18 protein-coding genes are annotated in these 22,087 nt (G+C 49.4%); 12 read left to right on the top strand and 6 right to left on the bottom strand.

Annotation, left to right across the window (positions count from 1 at the left end):
- Positions 1–36 precede the first annotated feature (36 nt).
- A complete protein-coding gene (locus BC349_RS10650) occupies positions 37–834 on the top strand; it encodes a M57 family metalloprotease (protein WP_187256708.1) in 798 nt (265 codons plus the stop codon).
- 56 nt (positions 835–890) lie between these two features.
- On the opposite strand, the gene BC349_RS10645 is transcribed toward BC349_RS10650, so the two are convergent.
- On the bottom strand, positions 891–1,847 hold the full coding sequence (locus BC349_RS10645) for a glycoside hydrolase family 5 protein (RefSeq protein WP_187256707.1): 957 nt from the start codon (positions 1,845–1,847) through the stop codon (positions 891–893).
- Positions 1,848–1,995: 148 nt separating this feature from the next.
- Here BC349_RS10645 and BC349_RS10640 point away from each other — a divergent pair, with 148 nt between their 5' ends.
- Both BC349_RS10640 and BC349_RS10635 read left to right on the top strand, forming a co-directional pair.
- Positions 1,996–2,448: a DoxX family protein gene (locus BC349_RS10640; RefSeq protein WP_187256706.1), complete on the top strand. Its 453-nt coding sequence runs from the start codon at positions 1,996–1,998 to the stop codon at positions 2,446–2,448.
- Positions 2,449–2,512: 64 nt separating this feature from the next.
- Positions 2,513–3,124, top strand: coding sequence for a Crp/Fnr family transcriptional regulator (locus BC349_RS10635; RefSeq protein WP_187256705.1), 612 nt, complete (start codon positions 2,513–2,515; stop codon positions 3,122–3,124).
- 5 nt (positions 3,125–3,129) lie between these two features.
- On the opposite strand, the gene BC349_RS10630 is transcribed toward BC349_RS10635, so the two are convergent.
- Positions 3,130–4,434 carry an O-acetylhomoserine aminocarboxypropyltransferase/cysteine synthase family protein gene (locus tag BC349_RS10630; RefSeq protein ID WP_187256704.1) on the bottom strand — a complete coding sequence of 435 codons (1,305 nt, stop codon included), beginning with the start codon at positions 4,432–4,434 and terminating at the stop codon, positions 3,130–3,132.
- Between the two features lie 183 nt (positions 4,435–4,617).
- Between BC349_RS10630 and BC349_RS10625 the strand changes: the two genes are divergently transcribed.
- From BC349_RS10625 to BC349_RS10615, 3 genes are read left to right on the top strand one after another with little or no spacing between them, the layout of a single operon-like run.
- Positions 4,618–5,454, top strand: a complete 837-nt coding sequence (locus BC349_RS10625) for an adenine nucleotide alpha hydrolase family protein (protein ID WP_187256703.1) — start codon at positions 4,618–4,620, stop codon at positions 5,452–5,454.
- A 22-nt stretch (positions 5,455–5,476) separates the two neighbouring features.
- Positions 5,477–6,325: a universal stress protein gene (locus BC349_RS10620; RefSeq protein WP_187256702.1), complete on the top strand. Its 849-nt coding sequence runs from the start codon at positions 5,477–5,479 to the stop codon at positions 6,323–6,325.
- A 1-nt stretch (position 6,326) separates the two neighbouring features.
- Positions 6,327–7,175, top strand: a complete 849-nt coding sequence (locus BC349_RS10615; protein ID WP_187256701.1) for a universal stress protein — start codon at positions 6,327–6,329, stop codon at positions 7,173–7,175.
- A gap of 21 nt (positions 7,176–7,196) precedes the next feature.
- On the opposite strand, the gene BC349_RS10610 is transcribed toward BC349_RS10615, so the two are convergent.
- The 4 genes from BC349_RS10610 to BC349_RS10595 form a co-directional block, all read right to left on the bottom strand.
- The gene (locus tag BC349_RS10610; RefSeq protein WP_187256700.1) at positions 7,197–7,619 is read right to left on the bottom strand and encodes a hypothetical protein; all 423 of its coding nucleotides are present in this window, start codon (positions 7,617–7,619) and stop codon (positions 7,197–7,199) included.
- A gap of 15 nt (positions 7,620–7,634) precedes the next feature.
- The gene (locus tag BC349_RS10605) at positions 7,635–8,219 is read right to left on the bottom strand and encodes a hypothetical protein (protein WP_187256699.1); all 585 of its coding nucleotides are present in this window, start codon (positions 8,217–8,219) and stop codon (positions 7,635–7,637) included.
- Between the two features lie 93 nt (positions 8,220–8,312).
- Entirely contained in the window at positions 8,313–9,647 is a 1,335-nt protein-coding gene (locus tag BC349_RS10600) for an RNA-binding protein (protein ID WP_187256698.1), read from the bottom strand.
- Between the two features lie 42 nt (positions 9,648–9,689).
- A complete protein-coding gene (locus BC349_RS10595; protein WP_187256697.1) occupies positions 9,690–10,292 on the bottom strand; it encodes a YceI family protein in 603 nt (200 codons plus the stop codon).
- Positions 10,293–10,458: 166 nt separating this feature from the next.
- On the opposite strand from BC349_RS10595, the gene BC349_RS10590 reads away from it, so the two are divergent.
- The 6 genes from BC349_RS10590 to BC349_RS10565 all read left to right on the top strand — a co-directional run bounded on the left by BC349_RS10590 (position 10,459) and on the right by BC349_RS10565 (position 22,082).
- Positions 10,459–13,254 carry a formylglycine-generating enzyme family protein gene (locus BC349_RS10590; protein WP_222840140.1) on the top strand — a complete coding sequence of 932 codons (2,796 nt, stop codon included), beginning with the start codon at positions 10,459–10,461 and terminating at the stop codon, positions 13,252–13,254.
- Between the two features lie 36 nt (positions 13,255–13,290).
- On the top strand, positions 13,291–15,249 hold the full coding sequence (locus tag BC349_RS10585; protein ID WP_187256695.1) for a glycoside hydrolase family 127 protein: 1,959 nt from the start codon (positions 13,291–13,293) through the stop codon (positions 15,247–15,249).
- Positions 15,250–15,362: 113 nt separating this feature from the next.
- Positions 15,363–16,625, top strand: coding sequence for a glycoside hydrolase family 88 protein (locus tag BC349_RS10580; protein ID WP_246456886.1), 1,263 nt, complete (start codon positions 15,363–15,365; stop codon positions 16,623–16,625).
- 52 nt (positions 16,626–16,677) lie between these two features.
- Positions 16,678–17,250, top strand: coding sequence for an RNA polymerase sigma factor (locus tag BC349_RS10575; RefSeq protein ID WP_187256694.1), 573 nt, complete (start codon positions 16,678–16,680; stop codon positions 17,248–17,250).
- A 74-nt stretch (positions 17,251–17,324) separates the two neighbouring features.
- Entirely contained in the window at positions 17,325–18,497 is a 1,173-nt protein-coding gene (locus BC349_RS10570) for a FecR family protein (protein WP_187256693.1), read from the top strand.
- 135 nt (positions 18,498–18,632) lie between these two features.
- Positions 18,633–22,082 (top strand): TonB-dependent receptor, encoded by a 3,450-nt coding sequence (locus tag BC349_RS10565; protein WP_187256692.1) that lies wholly within the window; start codon positions 18,633–18,635, stop codon positions 22,080–22,082.
- Positions 22,083–22,087 lie beyond the last annotated feature (5 nt).

The raw sequence follows: 22,087 nt of genomic DNA, 5'->3' as shown, positions 1-22,087 counted from the left end.
ATTAACATTATTTTAAGGGGACAAAATCACACACCTATGTTTCAAAAATTTCGCATGACCGCTGCCGCAGCATTGCTGGCGCTTACCATTGTTTCCTGTTCCAAAGAGGCTAACACAGAACAGGCACTTGAAATCACTGATGATGTAGTAAACAGCGTGAAAGCGCTGGGTTTTTCCACCAATAACCTGATGGCCACAGAAGGCGGTTATATTGTGGAGGGCGACATCTTCATTCCTTCCAATGAGCTGAATCGTTCCGTTGATGGAAAGATTCTGCGTGTCGGACAATCGGAACAGTACCGTACCACCAACCTGGTGACTGGTTTGCCAAGGGTGATCACCATTTCGGTTGATCCCACTCTGGGTTCCTCCTATGTTGCCGCCACGGATGAGGCCATCAACCGTTACAATGCAGAAAACCTGCAGTTGACCTTCCAGCGGGTTTCTTCCGGTGCAACAATCAACATTAAGGCTGCTCCCAAGAGTGCACGCTACCTGGCTTCCGCCGGTTTCCCCACTTCTAACGGTAACCCTTATGGCCAGGTGCTGGTGGCTACCCGCCAGATCGGAACCCAGCCGCTCAATACCGTGGCTTCCATCCTGGCGCACGAGATCGGCCATTGCATTGGTTTCCGTCATACCGACTATATGGATCGCTCCTATAGCTGCGGTGGTACATATGCCAATGAGGGCGCATCAACCGTTGGCGCCGTGCATATCCCCGGCACGCCAACAACTGCCGATCCTAACTCCTGGATGCTGGCCTGTATCGGTAGCGGTATGAACCGTCCGTTCAACAACAACGACAAGACTGCTTTGAGTTATCTGTATTAATTATACCAGGTCAATTTAAAAAGGGCGCTCCGAAAGGGCGCCCTTTTTATTTCACATCACTCACCATTGTATTTCCTGATCAGCGCCCTGGACTTTTTACCGGATTCTTTCAGGTCCTTTTCAGCCCATTTCCCTTCCGATGAAGCAGAGGGCAGCAGCACCGAGCAGGTTTCATCTTTATCCGAAACCGACCAGGTGACCCAGCTGATCCCGTTTTTCTCCGACCAGTCTATCCATCTCTGCCACTCGGCTTCATTCAGCGGACCATCTCCCGTGGCTTCCATACCTGCCGACTCTGAAATGAAAAGAGGGACGCCTTTCTTCAGCGCATACTCACCCCGGTCGCGCAGGAACTGGTGGTGGGTCGCTGCATAATAATGAAGGGTGTACATGATATTGTCAAATCCCTGTATGGGGTCGTCCGCAACAATATGTACATCCTGGTCCCAATGTGGTGATCCCACCAGGATGATATTATCCGGGTCATTGGCCCTGATGGTCCGGATGAGTTCTTCCGAGTATGCTTTCACTTCCGCCCAGCTTTCCTTGTCCGGTTCGTTGAAGATCTCATAAATGACATGCGGGTATTTGCCATAACTGGCGGACATCTCAGCAAAAAATGCTTTGGCTTCCGCCAGGTTGATATTATGGCTGTGCCAGTCGATGATTACATAGATATTTTCCCTGATGGCTGCCTCCACCACGGTTTTTATTTTTTCCTCTGACCATTCCTTTCTTGCGAGGTAACTGTTATCCCCCGGTTCAATACCCATTGCCGCTCTCACCACATTTATTTTCCAGTCCCGGTGCAGCCAGCTCACCACTCCTGCCGTGTAAAACCTGGGCCAGAAATTATGCCAGCCGAAACTCATCCCTCTCAGCATGACCGGCTGACCCCGCTGGTCAACCAACCTGGTACCCTTCACTTTTAAACTTCCGTATTGCTTAACCGGCTGTCCATTTACGGAGAGGCACAGACCCATTAATGCTGCCATAATCAGCTTGTACTTCATGTGGGATTGATTTGTCTGGATAAGTTCGGATAAATTTTCTGTTGCTGGTCAAAACTTGAACTGGTTCATTTTTACTGTGCAATCAACGGCTGAGTTTTGTGCCCGTAAAATTCACAGTTCAATTACACAGTTCAATTAAATCTACATCATGAACATCTTATTTTCTTCCCTGCGAACCGGATCCCACTGGCATGGCTTACTCCTCCGCTTTACATTGGGTGCCGTTATTCTGCCCCATGGTTGCCAGCTTTTATTGGGGTGGTTTGATGGCTTTGGCTTTAACGTTTCCATGCAGTATTTCACCGGAACGGTTGGATTGCCCTGGCTGATCGGATTCCTGGTGATCCTGATCCAGTTTGTAGGTTCAATCTTTCTCCTGGCCGGATTTGCCAGCAGACTGGTGGCCCTCGCCATGACGATTTTATTTTTTGGTATGATCACTACCAGTCACCTCGATCATGGATTTTTCATGAACTGGATCGGTATCCAGAAAGGGGAGGGTGTTGAATACCATATTCTGGCGATTGGACTTGCCCTTACCATCCTGCTCACGGGTTCCGGCAGGTATTCCATTGACCAGGCAATTACCAGTGCAGATTAATCACCTCCGGCCATTATCGTAAACTTCAGGCAGAACAGCCTGACAAAAGCAAGTTGTATATTTAATGATGGATCCTCAGGCATTGATCGATAGCATCCGCAAAAACACCCGCCTCACCGATGCCGGGGAAGCTTTGATTATTTCAAAGCTCATTCCAAGGCAATTCAGGAAAAAAGAATTCATCAATTCGGAGGACGAAATCAACCGCTATACCAATTTCATTGTAAATGGAAGTGCAAGGACCTATTATATTGATCATAACGGTCAGGAACATACTATACAACTGGCGGTTGCCGGCTGGTGGATTGGTGATTATGCGAGTTTCATCCTGCAACAGCCCGGAAAGCTGATTACGGAGGCACTGGAACCTGCTTCCACTATCTCCATTTCCTACGATGATCTTCAATGGCTGTATGAAAAAGTGCCTGAATTGGAAAGGTTTTTCCGCCTGCTGACCCAGAATGCCTATGCGTCCTTCCAGCAAAGGGTGTTACATGGCATGAGCCTGGATGCCGAAAACAGGTACCTGGCTTTTCGTGAATCCTATCCCGCCATGGACCAGCTGATTTCCCAGAAACACATCGCATCTTACCTGGGCATGTCGCCGGAGTTTTTAAGTAAGATAAAAAAAAGGCTGCTCCTCAAAGAGAAGCAGCTGCGAAGAATGAGCAGGTAATTCAATCAACCCGTTACGGCCTTGAATGCTGCGGTGATATCATCCTTGATGTCTTCAATATGTTCAATGCCCAGCGAAATCCGTAGCAGTCCGGGTTCCACACCCGCGGATTTTTGCTCGGCTTCGGTGAGCTGTTCGTGTGTGGTGGTGGCGGGATGGATGATCAGGGTCTTGGCATCGCCTACATTGGCGAGATGGCTGATGAGTTCCAGGCTGTTCACGAATTTGTCGGCAGCTTCTTTTCCGCCTTTGATCTTGAATGACAATACACCGCCAAAACCATTGCGCAGGTATTTTTTTGCCAGCTCATGGTATTTGTTGCCTTTTAGTCCGGGGTAGTTCACATACTCCACCTGCGGCTGTGCTTCCAGCCATTCGGCCAGGGCCTGGGCATTGTCAACGGTGCGCTGCACGCGCAGGCTCAGCGTTTCCAGTCCCTGCAGGAAGAGGAAGGAGTTGAATGGACTTACGGCTGTACCCAGACTCCGAAGTCCGGTTACCCTTGCCCGTATGATATAGGCGATGTTTCCAAAGGGGCTGCCCGCACCGAATACCTCCCAGAACTTCATGCCATGGTAGGCTTCATCGGGTTCGCTGAAATAGGGGAATTTGCCATTACCCCAGTTGAAATTACCGGCATCCACGATGATGCCGCCGATGCTGGTGCCGTGCCCGCCAATCCATTTGGTGGCGGATTCCACCACCACATTGGCCCCGAAATCAATAGGCCGGCAGAGATAGCCGCCCGCACCGAAGGTATTGTCAACGATCAGCGGGATCTGGTTTTTCTGCGCGATCTCGGCCAGTTGTTCAAAATCGGGAATACTGAACCCCGGGTTGCCAATAGTTTCCACATAAATGGCACGGGTACGGTCATTTATTTTCGCCGCAAAATCCGCCGGGTTATCCCCGTCGGCAAATCTCACCTCAAAGCCTAAACGCTTCAGGGTAACCTTGAACTGGTTATAGGTGCCGCCATAGAGGTAGGAGGAAGACACGATATTGTCTCCCTGCTGCAGGATGTTCTGCAGGGCAATGAACTGCGCACTTTGTCCGGATGACATGGCCAGCGCCGCTACACCGCCTTCCAGGGCCGCCACCCGCTTTTCAAACACATCGGTGGTGGGGTTCATCAGCCGGGTATAGATATTCCCGAATTCGCGCAGCCCGAACAGGTTGGCCGCTTGTTCGGCACTGTCGAAAACATAGGAGCTGGTCTGGTAGATGGGCACCACGCGCGATTTGGTTACCGGATCCGGTTCCTGACCGGCATGCACCTGGAGTGTTTCGAAACGGAGATTTTTTGACATAATCAAGGTTTGAAATGGCTTGCTTTTATTATTGTTGACTTAATGTCTACGAATATAGTAGGAATTGGTCATAATCATTCCATCAAGTGAGGAGAGTCATTGCATTCCTGTGTAAACGATAATACATTTACCTGCCTGTAATACAGGTAATCCGGCATATGAAGGCTGCCAAAAATTATAGTCATGAAAAAGTACCTGGCTGTTTTTGACGGATTCAAAATGTCTAAGAGCACACTGGATTATGCCATCCAGGTTACAAAGGCAACAGATGCCCACCTGGTGGGTGTTTTTCTCGACGAGTCTGTTTACCGCAGTTATGACGTGTATAAAGTGATCATGGAATCGGGTGATGTTACCCGTACCATGAATGAACTCGATGCAAAGGACCAGCAGAAGAGAAATGAATCCGCTCTTTATTTCCAGCAGGCCTGCGAGAAGGCCGGTATCCGTTTCAACATCCACCGCGACAAAAAGATCGCGGAGCTGGAGTTGAAGCATGAAAGTATTTTCGCCGACCTGGTTATCATCAGCAAGGCGGAGACCTTCTCCCTGTTGAAGGAAAAAGCTCCCACCCGATTCGTCAGGAACCTGCTTACGGTAACCCAGTGCCCGGTACTGGTTGTTCCGCCGAAATACAAGCCGATTGATAGCATAACCCTGCTGTATGATGGTGGTCCTTCGGCCGTGTATGCCGCTAAAATGTTCAGCTACCTGATGGATGACCTGAAAGAACTCCCGATTGAAGTGTTTACTGTAAAAGACAGTACATCAACTGTGCGCCTGCCTGACAATAAGCTGATGCGCGAATTTACCAAATGGCATTTCCCGCATGCTACTTATACCGTTTTGAAGGGCGAGGCGGAGGAGCAGGTCTGCGGTCACCTTAGAAACCAGTCGGGTAATGAACTCGTTGTTCTGGGAGCCTACCGCCGGGGGGAGATTTCCCGGATGTTTAAAACCAGTATGGCTGATATCCTGATGCGTGACCTGGACCAGCCATTGTTTATAGCACACCATTGAATCATTATTAAAAACCAAGGGTATGAAAACGATATTGGTGCCAACAGATTTTTCGACTTGCGCAGGCGGTGCAATCAATTTTGCCGTAGAGCTTGCCAAACTCAGCCTGGCCGATATTGCATTGCTGCATGTCAGCGAGGTTAGTGAGTCTATGTTCAACGACCAGGTCGGTATTAACCGGCAATACAACCAGGAAATGCTGGAGGAGGCCAAACGTAAGCTGGACCTGCATAAGAAGGCCATTGAAGAGACAGAGCAGGTTGCCGTTACCACCCACCTGTTTACAGGTGCGGTGAATGCGAGTATTACCCAACTGGCCGATGACCTTCATGCAGACCTCATTGTGATGGGCACTGTTGGAACCGGCGGCCTCCGGGAGAAAATCTGGGGTAGTACGGCCACCCACCAGATCGGAAAAAACAATGTTCCGGTGATGATCATACCGTTGCAGTATGAGGCTAAAAAGATCGACAATGTGTTGCTGGCTACCAACCATTTTGAGGAGCAGCCTGCCATCCTGAACCCTGTGGTGGAGATGGCGGATCTCTTCCTCTCTACCTTGCACGTAACGGTTTTTACAGATGTCAAAAAGGATTCTGCCGGCACCTACCTGGATCAGGAAGAAAAGCTGGCAGCGTATAAAAAACTGCTGCTTGACAGATACGGCGAGGATTCATTGGTGGTCAGCCATCTCACCGGTAATGATTTTGAACAGTCCCTCCAGGATTATATTGAAAAACAGGGGGTCGACCTGCTGGTGATGATTACCTATCAACGGAATTTCATCAACCAGTTGTTTGCCGCAAGTCAGTCGCGCAGGATGGCTTTTCACACCAATATCCCTTTATTGGTAATACCAGGAGAAATATAGTATGAAAAGGATAGTAGTACCTACGGACTTTTCACCCACAGCGGAGCGGGCATTTCAGTATGCGCTGGATATTGCTGCAAAATCAGGCGCTGCCGTTATCCTGTATCATGTGTATGAACCGGTGGAGTCCGAATTTATTGACAATGTCACCAAAAGGAGATTGTACAATGAACAGATGGAGTCTGATCTCATGAAACAGCTCCAGCGCCTGACGCATAAATTTGTGCCAGCGGATTTTTCTGTTCCTGTGTCAACGATCCTGGGAAGGGCGCCTGTGGTGGATAATATTCTTGGTTTTGCCGAACACAACCAGATTGACCTGGTCGTGATGGGCACCCAGGGGGCCGGTGGATTGAAGCGGGCCCTGGTTGGTACGATCGCTTCCCGTATTATCAAACAGGCTGATTGCCCCGTTTTGCTGATTCCCGAAAAGTTTGACTGGAAACTTCCGGCACAGATTGTTTACGCAACAGATTGTATGGCCCCGGACAGAACTGCATTTAACCTGGTTCTTTCCCTGGCTAAATTGTATGAGGCGAAGATTACCGTGGTGCACATGATCCATGGTGATGCCGGCGAAACCAACCTCGATCAGGAGAGCGGTTTTTTTGAAAAGTATGCACATGCGCTGCAACAGGATTACAGCGATTTTACCATCAGTTTTGAACTGGTGAAAACAGTTTCAATGGTGGATGCCATGGAACGTTTGCACCAGGAGCTTCCCTATGACATGGTGGTGATGGTGCGACGGGAAAAACATTTCCTGCAGCGGTTCTTTGTAGAGAGTTTCACTAAAAACATGTTGTACACTACCAGTCAGCCTTTGCTGGTGATTCCGGAAGATTTCTGAAGGGATCGCCGGCAACCGTCCTCAGGGATTTAATTTGGCGAACACAATGCCTGCAGCGAATGCCTGGATAAATCCATACAATAACCAGGTGAGGATCATCTGCAGTGATACATCTATGGCGCTGAAAGTGAGCCAGAGTACCGGTATCATGGCCACAATGCCATACACCAGCGCCACTTCAAATGCGCGCAGTATGCAGGGGCCGGAAAATATTCCCTTATACCTTTCCCAGAACCAGAGCAGTGCAATACTGATGATCAGGGGGTGAACATAATAGAGCCAGTCCATCTTTCCTGCCGAACGGAATACCGGGCTGAGGTATTCCATGGTCAGTACGGGAAACAGGTAAATGGATAGTTTCAGCATCACGAAACTCATGATCAGCAATACTACTGAAGAGATGCTGAGCGACAGAAGAACTTTTTTCCAGTTGATAGCGAACATAGTAAAAGGTGTTAATTAGCCGGCGGCTTTCATGTTGATTTTAAATCTGACCATCAGGTTTTCTTCCACTTTGATTAGTCCCGCCAGTTTATTCGGTGGCTTAAGTTTGAAGTCTGCAAAGCACATTTGCCTGGTGCCTGAAAAGCTGAGCAATTTCGGTTGTCCGTTATGCACTTCAAACAGTATCTCGCATCTTTTTGTAACGCCGGCCAGCTCAATGTCCACCAGCCCCATCGCCTTCTGGCTGTGCTGGTTAAACCGGGTGATGCTGATCAGGTTGATTTTCATTTCAGGTTTTTCCTTTTCTTTCAGTGTTCGCCACATTTCCCGGGTCATCACCTGTTGTTCACAATCAAACCAGCGGATCAGGATTTTAAGGCCGCCGCTGAATGAATAAGGCGCATTGGGATTTTCATTCCTGAATAAAGTGATGGTATCGTTGTTCAGGTACTCGGTGGTCTGGCACCTGAAGGGGGCCACATTTGATTTTCCTTCGATGGTAAAGACACTGTTCCTGTCGATGATCCACTTTTCTGCCACCGGAGGTTTGCTGCCGGGATTGAAAAGGAAGTGGAACAATATCATCAGTACGGTTGTCATTACCTGGGTCTTGTAAAGTTAACTCAATTAATTAAAGGAAATGCCGGCGGTATGATCCCCCGGCATTTTCCAAACACACATCAGAAAAGAATGTTAGAATCCGATAACGGCCTGGATCACGTATCCGTTGAACTTGCCGTTATATTTGATATCAGTTTCTTTGAAGTCTTTGTAATTCTGGTTAACGATTTCGCCTTTCAGCAGGATGTTTTTGGTCAGGAACCAGCCGGCACTCAGGGCAAAACGATCAATTTTCACTTTGTCTGTGTACCCTGGCATTTCAGCGCTTACGTTGTTGTAACGGGCACCCACGAAGAGGTTTTCTTTTGCACCGATACGATACACACCATCAATCGCCAACTGGTTCATGGTACGCTTGTCGGGGTCTGATGAAGTTTCAGCGTTACCTTTTGCATTTTCAATGGTACCAAACAGTTCCAGTCCTTTGTATTTAGCAAAACCGTTCAGCATGATGGCGCGTACATTCCTGGAGAATCCGGGAGCGAAACGGCCGGAGGTGAAGTTCGCTTTCAGGTCGGCTCCTTTTGTTTCCATTACGGCAAAGTAGTTGGAACCGGTACGGTCACCTGCGTACAGTACGTTACGCTGGGACTTGTTGTTCAGGTAGTAGGAACCGGTGAAACGCAGCCTGAAATCTTCTGTGATCTGCTTGTCCACGCCTGCTTTCAGGTAAAGGGCCGGGTATTTGGAAGAGTCGCTGCTGAAGTCGGCGCCTTGTTTGTTGATAGAGGAGTTGATGGTACCGTTGGTTACACCCACCATACCGAAGAAACCATTTTTCTTCAGGTAAACCTCACCACCGATTTCTGTAGAGAACGCATCCACTATATAGTTTTCAATGAAGGGGTTGTAGATGGTGTTACCACCGTCTGACCTGCGGAAGTGCTGGTCACCGTAGTTCACTTCGAAGTGTCCGATCTTGATGGTGGCGATCTCCATCAGGTCCTGCCAGAATTTTCCTTTGAAAGGCAGTTTGTCGAACTGGATATAACCGCCTTTAACCCAGAATTCGTTGTGGTGACGGGCAGACATATAGTTCTCCAGGGAAACCCTGATACCATCCGCCAGTTGGAAATCAATGTTCAGGTTGGCTTGTGCCAGGTTGAATCCGGGGCCCATCTGGTACAGTGGTACTGCACCTTTGGTTCCGTTTTCATGGTCGAGGTTCTGGTAGGTCTGGGAGAAGCCTGCACCAAAACGGATCCTTGCGCCTTCAAATGGAGTGCTGTCCTGCTTTGAAGTTTCAAACATGTTGATACCACTCTTATCATAAGGCCTCCAGTTGGATGGACGACCATAATGTTCTTTAATCTCTTGTTTTACGTCCTGGCCAAAGCCCAGGATAGGAAATGTCAGCAATACTACAGCAGCTAATTTCCTGAGTTGTTGGTTAAATAATGTTTTCATGACTAAGTGCTTGTGATGTAAATAAATTTTGTTGGTTCAGGGTTATGGAGTTTTCACTACGAAATCATATTTTACTTCCAATGGGTCACCCACTTTGATGGTTCCCAGCATGATACTGGGCGGAGTAACTTTAAATTCTGTCATCTTGAACTTGTAGGAACCGGTGAAATGGATGCTCTTATCGGCATTTACCACTCCGTGGGCCACCAGGTCAACATCTTTGGTTACGCCTGAAATGGTCAGTTTTCCTTTTGTATTGATGAGATATCCTTTGCCATTTGGTTTCACAGTGGAAGAAGTGGCGGTAAAACTGATATTGGGATTTTTGCTGGTGTTCAATGCCTTGTAAGTATTTTTATCCATCTGTGTGTGTTCGCTCTTGAGGCTTTCTGCGGGCATGCTGAACTGAAGCGAGGATATATTGGTGATGGCGCCGTCCTGCAATACCACCACAGCGTTACAGGTGCCTTTTTGTGAAATCATCACCCAGTCGTGAATGTTTGAAGTTCCAGCCAGGGTGGTCTTGATATCAGATCCTTTATAATTCGTTTGTCCAAATACGGTAGCTGACATTCCAATAGCGGCGATGCAAAAACCCAGTAAAAGCGCAGCTTTCATTTTCCGGGTTTGTAATAAGGGCTTCATCGTAATAAGTTTTGTTCTGTAATCTTGATTGCTGGAACAAAGCTACCTAAGCGTAAATTGTACACTTATGACCGCAAGGGTAATTGATAGTGACTTTTATCACTTTGTAAACTGATTAATGTTAGTTCACTAATACGACGATAATATGGTACGGGTAACTTTTATTTTGGCAGTTCGCTTCGCCTTTCCTATGCTGGCCGCTTTCAACCTGATGGCGCAGCCGGCCTTGAAAGGAATGGGTTTGTCCGCAGATTCACTGTCTGTGTCTACCATTATAACAGCAGGAAAACAATATCCGCTGGGCAGGACAGTCCCACTGGTTAGTTTTATTGCAAACGGAAAACAGGTTGTGTCGGGACAAGAATCCGCAAACAGTTTGATAAAAACTTCCTGGATCCATACCGGCGTTCTGGCAACCGGATTGAAAGCTGAACTCCGCTTTCAAAATATTTCCCCGGATACTGTCCGCCTGAAAAACATAGTTCCATTTGGCATCGCCTCCGATCATGTGTATATAACAGGGCAGGGGGATCATGGACTGAGCCGCACCCATCTTTTTATTCCCGGCAGACAGGCCGTTAATGTGATTGTTCCCGACAACGCCTGGGATCTCGGCTATTGTAATTTTCAGCTTGAAGCCGGATTGTCAGTTGCTGGTCTCGTTCGTCGCAACAGGACCAGCATCGAAAAGGGCACCCGCACCCGCTTTGAGACCATCCTCTATCCGGGTGGTTCCGTGAAATATGATTTTTTCGCAGAAACCTCCGGTGGCAACTGGCAGGATGCACTTACCCTGATCTTTCAGCAAAGGTTCCTGTATGATCTTGACCATTTCGACAATGCACTGTTTGAAAGAAAGGACCTGCAGTGGATCCGCCACACCTATGTGATGCACCTGATGAAGGCCTGGGATAAATATTTCTACGATGGCCGCACCGGTAAATACACCCTGCCTGATTTTGTGAAAAGGGGAAAGGCTTTATATGGCGGGGATGACGTGATCGGCATCTGGCCCACCTGGCCTACGCTGGGACTCGACCAGCGCAACCAGTTTGACCTGTTTCGCGATTTGCCGGGAGGCAGCAGGCAGATCCGGGCGCTCGCAAAACAACTGCATGCTGAAAACGTAAAACTCTTTGTCTGTTACAACCCCTGGGATGAAAGCACCCGTGGCGAAAACCACCTGAGCGGGATCGCCGACCTGATCGCCGAAACAGGGGCGGATGGCGTGGTGCTGGATACAAAAGGCGAATCCAGCAGGGAATTACAGGCGGCCGCCGACAAGGTGAAAAAGGGTGTGATCATGTATAGTGAGGGGATGGCTGTTCCTAAAGACATGCCGGGCATTCCTTCGGGCCGGGTGCACAACGCCCTCTACTATCCGCCCATGCTAAACCTGAATAAACTCATCAAACCCGAATTTGCGATTTACCGCGTGGCCGAATTATACCGGGAAAGGATCCGCCGCGAATTCGCCACTTCCTTTTTCAACGGGTATGGCACCGAACTGAATATCATGGCCCCGGGTATGCCCGACTGGGTGGAGGAACAATATGGCTACCTCGGCCGGACCACCCGCATATTGCGCGAAAACACCACCAACTTCACCGCCCCCGGCTGGGTTCCCCTGCTGTCAACAAGGGCGGAAAATATATGGGTGAATAAATGGCCCGGAAAAGAAAAAACAATCTATACCATTTACAGTATCCTGCCGGAGGGATACAATGGCTTCCTGTTTGAAGTGGAACCCGAAGCGGGTTATCATTATGTGGACCTCTGGCATCACCGCCTGCTGGATCCCCAAAAGGAGAACGGTAAATGGATGATCGAAGCCAGTACCGACCCTTTTAACAGGAAATTCCTGGGTACCAATAATGAAGGCGAAGTGGACTGCATCGCAAAATTGCCGGTGCTGATCAACGCCGGTAGAAATGGCGATCTCCTGACTGTGAATACACCAGGCCGGCGCGGTGAAATCAGGATCTGGGCCGGCGCGCCTGCCTATGATAAAAAGCCGCTGGTGCTGGCATCTGGCGCACATTCCATCATGCTCAATGAACATTTTGGCCGCTTTGAGGGCGATTTTATTATTCAACTTATGGAGGATGGTTTATTGCTGGATGAAACCATTGTATCGGTAAAACCCGGTGAAGCCAGGAGAACCTCGGTGGTGCAGCAAACCACTTATGCCCTGCAGCCCCCGCCGGGAATGGTAAGCATTCCTGCCGGCAAATTTCATTTCAGGGCAAGCAGCGGCGATGAATTTATTTCCTACCCGAAGCAGGACCTTGACAGCAATTTCTCCATGCCTTCCTTTTTTATGGACCAGTACCCTGTGACCAATATCCAGTTTCAGCAATTTATACTGTCCACCCGCTATAAACCCGCCGATACCGCCAATTTCCTTAAACACTGGATAAAGGGAAAGATCCGCAGGGGAGAAGAGAATTTCCCGGTTGTGTATATCAGTTATGAAGATGCGAAAGCCTATGCCGGATGGGCCGGAAAACGCCTGCCCACTGAATTGGAATGGCAGTATGCAGCAGGGGGAGGGGAAGGCAGTGAATGGCCCTGGAAGCAGACCACACCCGTAACCCGCAAGATCCAATATGTGACCAACACCTTGTCGACTTCGGCTATTGAAGGAATCGATTCTTCCAGGTGCAACCTGGGTGATGGTAAACTGTATCCTGTCGGTACATATAAAAAAGGCGTCAATCCATTTGGCCTGTATGACCTGGTTGGCTGCGTCTGGCAATTCACCCATGATGAATACATGAGCGGAAGTTTCCGCTATATTATCCTGAAGGGTGGCAGCTATTTCAAACCTTCCAGCAGCTGGTGGTATGTGCAGGGCGGACCGCGGGAATTGCATTACCGGCAGCATCTACTGCGGGTGTCGCAGGGGTTTGAAAGAAATGCTACGGTTGGATTCCGGTGCGTGAAAGACGCCCGTAAGTAGTTTAATGGTTAACTTTTCAAAGTCTAATCTATAGTCATGGTAAAAAATATCCCGATTGCACTCGGCCTGCTGCTCCTGGCAGTCACCGCCCGCAGCCAGTCCCTCCAAAAACTATACCCTGTTTCCTTTTCACAGGTAAGCATAACCGATGACTTCTGGTCTCCGCGAATGAAATCCGTGGCAGATGTTACGATCAAAGCCTGCATAGATTACACCGAGAATAAAACCGGGCGCATCCGCAATTTTGAAAGAGCGGCCACCCACCTGCCGGGGAAATTCGAGGGCATCTATTACGACGACTCCGATGTGTACAAGGCCCTGGAAGCCATGGCTTATTCGCTGCGAAACAACCCCGATGCGGCCCTGGAGGCAAAGGCCGACGAATGGATCGCTAAAATTGCCGCCGCACAATTACCCGACGGCTACCTGAATACCTATTATACTTTAACGGGACTGGATAAGCGCTGGACTGATATGGAGAAGCACGAGGACTATTGTGCGGGTCACCTGGTCGAAGCAGCCATTGCCTACCACAACACAACCGGTAAAAGACAACTGCTGGATGTGGCCATCCGCCTTGCGGCACATATTGATTCGGTGTTTCGCCTGGCCAACCGCCCCTGGGTAAGCGGCCACCAGGAAATTGAACTGGCCCTGATGAAACTCTATCACCATACCGGCGACAACAAATACCTGGAGTTGTCCAGGTGGTTCCTGGAACAGCGTGGACATGGGTATGGCAAGGGCGTGATCTGGGACCAGTGGAAGGACCCGAAATACTGCCAGGACGAAGTGCCGGTGAAGGACCAGAAAGAAATTACCGGCCATGCCGTTCGGGCCATGTACCTCTATACCGGGGCTGCAGATGTGGCCGCCGTTACTAACGATGCCGGTTATGTGAATGCCATGAAAAAGGTTTGGGAAGATGTGGTGTACCGCAATATGTACCTCACCGGCGGCATCGGCGCCCAGGCGCGCAATGAAGGGTTTGGGGTCGACTACGACCTTCCGAATGAACTGGCTTACAGCGAAACCTGCGCTTCGGTGGGAATGGTATTCTGGAACCAGCGCATGAACATGCTCACGGGCGATGCCAAATATGTGGATGTGCTGGAACGCAGCCTCTACAATGCGGCACTGGATGGCTTGTCGCTCAGCGGGGATCATTTTTTCTACGGCAACCCGCTGGCCTCCACAGGAACGCATAACCGAAGGGAATGGTTCGGCACCGCCTGCTGTCCCTCCAATATTGCGCGACTGGTGGCTTCGCTGGGAAATTACATTTACAATACTTCAACTGACGGCATCTGGGTAAACCTGTATATCGGCAGCAGCACGAAACTGACTATCGGCGGAACCGGGGTAAACCTGCAACTGCAAACCGGTTACCCCTGGAAGGGAAATACGACACTAACGGTGCAGCCTGACCGTAAAAAATCCTTTTCCCTCCGCCTGCGGGTCCCGGGTTGGCTGAATCAGCCGGTTCCGGGTGAACTATACCGGTATGCCGACAAAAAAGATCTACGGCCATCCATCACCGTTAATGGCAAAGCGGTGGACTATTCCCTGGAGAACGGCTATGCGGTGATCACCCGCACCTGGTCAAAAGGCGACCGGGTAACGGTTGATTTTCCCCTGGAGCCCCGCCTCGTAACCAGCCGCCCCGAACTGAAGCAAAATGCCAACCGCCTTGCCCTGCAATATGGTCCCCTGGTGTACTGTGTGGAAGGTAAAGACAATAACAACGCCGCCTGGAATTTCGTGATACCCGAACAACCCGCTTTTACCGTGACCCACCGTCCCGACCTGCTGGGAGGCATCCATACCATCAGTTTTGAAGCGCCGGTTACCACCATCAGCGCCGATAAAAAATCCGTGACCACCAGCCCGCAAACCATCACCGCCATCCCTTATTTCAGTTGGAACAACCGCGGCAGCAGCCCCATGCAGGTCTGGCTGCCAAGGTATTTCGAAGAGATCAGGGTGAATTATTAAAAAAGGAAAAGTCCCACGGTCGGGAAAAATATTTTTCCCGACCGTGGGACTTTTCCGGTTTCGCCGGTCTTATGAACAGTAGGTTGCCATTTTAAAAAACCAACACTGTTTTCATGAGAATGCGATTCCATTGGCTATTGGCCATATCGGTAATAGTTGCTTTGTCTTTTTCCCTGCTTTCCTGGTCAGGAACCATTAAAATGCAACTGATAGAAAGAAATTTCCAGGTGGCGGAAAAGCGCTATGACCAGTTGTTACTAACAGCTACGGACAAGTCCAAATACCCGCATTCGCTGAATAAGGACGGCAGCCTTTTTTATTATGGTATCGATGAATGGACAGGCGGCTTCTGGCCCGGTTGCCTCTGGTTTATGTTTGAATTCACCGGCGATGCAAAATGGAAAAAAGCTGCGGAGGAATGGACGGCTTCACTTGAATCCAACCAATTTAATACCGTCCACCATGATATCGGTTTCATGATGTTCAGCAGTTATGGAAACGGTCTCCGGCTTACGGGCAATGAATCCTACAAGCCCATCCTGGTGCAATCGGCCCGCTCCCTCTGCAAACGGTATTCCCCTGTTGTCGGCAGCATCCAGTCCTGGCCGGCACGCAGGTCAAAAGATGGCCGCAACCATTGGCAATTCCCGGTTATCATGGATAATATGATGAACCTTGAATTGCTGTTTTGGGCAGCAAAGGAAACCGGCGATTCCAGCTTTTACCACATTGCAGTGAAACACGCCGAAACCACCAGGAAGAACCATGTCAGGCCCGATCACAGTTCTTTCCACGTGGTGAATTATGATCCGGTTTCGGGTAAAATGCTCCATCAGCAGACCCTGCAGGGGTTTTCAGATAACTCAGCCTGGTCAAGGGGTCAGGCCTGGGGTATTTATGGGTTCACCGCCACTTACCGGTTTACAAAAGACCGGCGATTCCTTCAGACGGCCATTGGTATGGCAGATTTTTACCTGGATAATAAAAGGCTTCCGGCAGACAGGATTCCGCTTTGGGATTTCAACGCCGGGCAGAAGGGGTATAAGCCTGACTGGGCTTATGACCCAAACAAATACAACCCGGTTCCGCGGGATGTTTCAGCTGCTTCCATCACAGCATCGGCACTGCTGGAATTAAGTGAATATTGCGACGGAAAACGCAGGAAAAAATATTATGACGCAGCTGCAAATATGCTGGAATCACTCAGCCGGCCGGAGTACCTGAATGATACCGGCAGCAATCCTTATTTTTTACTGAAACATAGCGTGGGTAACCTCCCCAGTGACAGGGAAGTGGATGTGCCATTGATTTATGCTGATTATTATTTCCTGGAGGCAATGCACCGGTATATTAAAATGAATCTCGGAAGGGAGTAATAACAAATCTTATGTGTTGGGAAAAACGATACTTTTGAAATAACCATTCCTGATGCCCATAGAAACTGCACAGATAACCAATGACCACCAACTGCTGATGGAACTTAAATCCGGAAGCAATCTTGCGTTCGATGCCCTCTATGACAGGTATTGGGAGGCCGTTTATACCGCAGCGTATAAACGTCTGCGTGATGAATCCTCGGCAAAAGACATTACCCAGGATATTTTTTTGCAGGTCTGGCTGCGGCGCAATGAACTGGAAATCTCCAACCTGAAGGCATACCTGCTCACAGCCGTTCGCAATAATGTGCTGAAAAAAATGGAAAAGGAAAACCGGTTTGTACCGGTGCCTTTATTGCTGCTGCAGTTGAAAACCGCGGGCGACAAGGCTGATGCGGACCTGATGGAAAAAGAATTCCTGAAACTTTATGATGCCATGGTGCAATCCCTTACGCCATCGCAGCAACAGATTTTCAGGATGCGTTTCCAGCACGACCTCAGTACCGAAGAAATTGCCGAAAAGCTTGATATTTCCCGGAAAACTGTGCAGAACCAATTGGGCAAAAGCGTTGCCCGCCTGCGTGAATCCCTTCTTTTTTTCGCTGTACTATTCCTCCTCGACTAAGATTTATTTAAAAAAACTGCAGGGTTGGTGGGATTTTTTTCAATTCACCGGTCTTGTATTAAATGCCTCCCCACATGAACCAGCAAGAGTTCCTGCAATTGCTTAAAAAATATCGCGAAGGATCTGCGACGCAGGAAGAAATTGATTTTTTACACGCTTATTATGACCTGTTTGAATATAGTGACAATGGATTGTCAGCTAAGGACCCGGCATCAAAAGAATTGCTGAAACAGGAGATGAGGTCGGAGATAGCGGCTGCCATACAGAATGAAGCATCCGGTCCTGTGCTGCGCCTGGTATGGTTTCGTCGGCTTTCCGCAGCAGCCCTGATTGTACTCATGCTGGGGGCAGGGGCCTATTTCCTGGTGAAACATGAACCTGTCCAGCCCCAACCGGTTGCCTTGCAGCAAGAGGAACCCACCGATATCGCTCCCGGCGGCAACAAGGCGATCCTCATACTGGCAGATGGCTCCAGCCTTGCGCTGGATGATGCCCGCAACGGCGACCTCTCCAAACAGGGAGCCACCCTGATCAGGAAAACTGCTGAAGGAAAACTGGTCTATCTCACCGAAAACGATGAAGCGCCAGTTCAACCGGTACTGGCGTATAATACCATTTCAACCCCGCGTGCCGGACAGTACCAGCTCACCCTTTCAGATGGTACCAGGGTATGGCTGAATGCCGCTACCACATTGAAGTTCCCGGCACAGTTCATTGGAAAGGAAAGGATGGTGGAACTCAATGGCGAAGCCTATTTTGAAGTGGCGCCCAATAAGGAACAGCCATTTTTTGTGAGGTCGGCACTACAAACCATCAGGGTGCTGGGAACGCATTTTAATGTGAATGCATACGATGACGAAGCGGCGCTCCGGACTACACTGCTCGAAGGCAGGGTGGAAGTGAATATTGGCTCTGCGGATAATAAGATTGCCAGGATCCTGATGCCGGGACAACAATCGGCGGCCACCAGGAATGGAAAGCTTACCGTTGCTCCTGCAGATACGGAGGAGGCAACAGCCTGGAAGGACGGTTATTTCAAATTCAATAAGGCCGATATCCAGACCATCATGCGACAGGTGGCCAGGTGGTATGATGTGGAGGTGGAATACGAAGGAAAAATACCGGAAGACGTGTTTGTCGGAAAGATCAAACGGAGTGAAAATATTTCAGGTGTACTCAGGATCCTGCAACTCAGTAAAGTGCCTTTCAGGATCGAACACAAAACAGTAATCATCGGTATAAAATAGTAGCTGAAATGGTTCAAAAAAAAACCGGAAGTGCTACCAACACAACCGGTTTCGGTCCTTTCGGACCAGTTGGATCATTTCAGTAAAGATTCTCGCGAAAGAATAATAAATCAATAACCCAAACTGCTCAAATGTATGCAAATTAACGTTATCGGCAGGGCCCTTCACCGCATGGGTCTGCCGGCTTCACAAACGGTTTTTTACATGAAACTGACTGCCATTTTTTTACTGTTTGGATGCCTTCAGCTGAGTGCCCGTACCTATTCGCAGATTAGCTTGTCTGGGAAGGGCATTTCACTGGAAAAGGCATTATCGGAAATCGGCCGGCAAAGCGGTCATTTCTTTTTTTACAAGTACAACGAACTCAGGGATGCACAGCCTGTGACCCTGAAACTTCGTAATGTGCCCCTCCCAAAAGCTTTGGATGAGATCTTCCGCAACCAGCCTTTTACTTATGCCATTGACAATAACACGATTGTTGTGGTAAAGAAAGAGGCTGATAGCAGGCCGGCAGATGATGCCCTGCCTCCGGTAGAGGTCATCGGTACCATCACGGATGAAAAGGGTAACCCGATGCCGGGTGCCACCATCCGGGTAAAGGGCACCACCAAAGCAACCGTATCAGATGCAACGGGCACTTTCAGGATCCCCGAGTTGCCGGAAGGAACGGTACTGGTTATTTCCTACACCGGATACGTGATGCAGGAAGTGTTACTGAAGTCCGGCAGGAATATTTCAGTGGTGATGAAGGAAGATGACAACAGCCTGAAATCGGTTGTGGTTGTTGGTTATGGCACACAGGAACGGAAGGATGTTACCGGCGCCATTGCAACCCTGCCGGCTAAAAAACTGAAAGACCAGCCCGTTACCAGTGTGGATGCTGCCCTGGCAGGTCAGATCGCAGGCGTGCAGGTGGCACAGACTTCGGGTAGTCCCGGTGGCGGTGTAACGGTCAGGGTCAGGGGATCCGGTTCCCTGAGTGCCGGCAATGAGCCTTTGTATGTGATCGACGGGTTTCCTGTCAGCAACGATTACAACCAGCTCAATAACCCGCTGAACACACTCAATCCAAATGATATTGAATCCATCCAGGTGCTGAAAGACGCGTCCGCTACGGCTATTTATGGTTCACGCGGGTCAAACGGCGTAGTGATCATTACCACCAAATCCGGTAAATCGGGTGCGGCCAGGATTAACCTCGATGTATATACCGGTTACCAGGAAGTGGCGAAGAAAATCGACCTGCTGGACGCGGAAGGTTTTGCCAACTATATCAATGAAACCCGGAACAATGCCTGGGTTGACCGCGGTGGTTTGATCACCGATGACAATACGGTCCGCAATAACGTGATCTACCGGCTTCCCCCCTTCCTTGCTGATCCCGCATCGCTGGGAAAAGGAACCGACTGGCAGGAAGAAATATTCCGGAAAGCCCCCATCAGGAATTACCAGTTGAGTTTTTCCGGTGGCAATGACAGGACAAAATATTATATGTCTGCCGGTTACCTCGACCAGGATGGCGTGGTGATCAACGGCGATTTCAAACGGTACAATTTCAAGCTGAACGTTGAATCGCAATTGTCCGATCGCATTAAGGTTGGCGCCAACCTGACGCCCACCTACACCACCAGCAATGTGAGTGATGCAGAAGGCCACTGGAGTGGTGGCGCCGTGATCCTTTCAGCCCTGCTGATGTCGCCGCACCTGCCGGTTTACAACCCTGACGGAACCTATACAACCGGACTGAACCTTGGCTATGGTTTCAGCAGCGTGGAGAACCCGGTTAAGACCGCTAAGGAAAAAGTAAATAACTGGGGCCGATTCCGTTTGCTGGGAACCAGTTTTGCCGAGATCGAACTGTTGAAGGACCTGAAATTCAAAGCCCTGGTAGGTACGGATATCCGTACGGCAAGGCAGCGTACCTTCGTTCCTTCCATCATCGGCCGGGACGGAGCACCGCCGCCATCTATTCCCATCGGTACCGCCACCAGTACAGAGAACGTTAACTGGTTGTCTGAATTTACACTTGCCTATAATAAGTCTGTGGGCAAACACAGTGTTAATTCCGTTCTCGGTTATACCATCCAGAAAGAGAATTTCGAAAGCAATTTTGTATCTGCAACCAATTACCCTAACGACCTGGTACAAACGATCAATGCCGGCATCATCAATGGTGGCAGTTCCGACCGCCAGCAATGGTCATTGCTTTCCTACCTGGCAAGGGTTAACTACAGCTACGACAGGAAATACATGCTGACGGCAACTGTCCGCCGCGATGGTTCCTCCCGTTTTGGTTCCGACAATAAATGGGGCACTTTCCCATCTGTCTCCGCCGGCTGGCGCGTTACGGAAGAAGATTTCATGATGGGCGTAAACTGGCTGGATGACCTGCGCCTGCGTGCGAGCTACGGTATCACCGGTAACAATTTTATTGGCAACTACGACCATATCGGTCTGATCGCCAACCAGAATTATGTGCTTGGATCCGGCAGCGGTTCGATCGTAAACGGACTGGCGCCGGGTACTTTCTCCAACAGCAACCTGGGATGGGAACTGAACAAACAGTTTGACCTTGGTATTGAACTGGGCGTACTGAATAACCGGGTGGTGTTCTCCGCTGACTACTATAACAAGGTTACTTCCAAACTCCTGCTGAATGTGCCGGTTCCTTCCATCACCGGCTTTACCAGTGCTACGCAGAACATCGGCAAGATCAGGAACCATGGTATTGAACTGAGCCTGTCAACTAAAAATACCGTTGGCGCTTTCCGCTGGACGACCGATGTGAACGTCTCTTTCAACCGCAACAAAGTGCTGGCCCTCGGACCCGAAGGCTCACCTATCTTTGGTAACTACCAGCTCAATTCAAGTCATAAGACCGAGATCGGTCGGTCCATGGGAAATTACTATGGCTATGATGTGATCGGCATCTACCAGAATGAAGAAGACCTGGCCAAGAGCCCGAAATTCGCCGACTCGCGACCTGGTCACCTTAAATTCAGGGATGTGAATGGTGATGGAGTGCTGAGTACCGAAGACCGTACCATTCTGGGAAGTCCATTCCCCGATATGACCTATGGCATCACCAACAACCTTTCCTACAAGGGATTTGAAATGAATATCCTGCTGCAGGGTGTGGCTGGTTATGAAGTGTTGAACCTTGGTCGTCGTTTTCACGGCAACTATGCCGGTACAGGAAACTCGATCGCTGAAGTGAAGGATGCATGGCGTTCTCCTGAAAACCCGGGCAGCGGAACCGTTCCAAGGTTAAACCGTGACCTGGCCAGGTATTCAAGCAGTAACTCCAGCGCAAATATTTCATCACTGTTTGTGGAAGATGCTTCCTTCCTGCGCATCAGGAACATTTCACTGGGGTATAATTTTTCTGAAAAATTAACCGGTAAGATCAATGCACGTTCGGCCAGGCTTTATGTGAGTGTGCAGAATGCCCACACATTCACCAATTACACCGGGTATAATCCGGAGGTTAGTGTAACCGGTGCGAGCACACTTACGCCGGGTGTGGATTACGGTGGTTATCCTGTGGCCCGGACTTTTACACTTGGAATTAATCTTGGTTTCTAATCAAT

Source organism: Flavihumibacter stibioxidans (assembly GCF_014332695.1).
Taxonomy (GTDB): Bacteria; Bacteroidota; Bacteroidia; order Chitinophagales; family Chitinophagaceae; genus Flavihumibacter; species Flavihumibacter stibioxidans.
The sequence above is the reverse complement of the archived record's forward strand: the minus strand, read 5'-3'. Positions and strand labels throughout refer to the sequence as shown.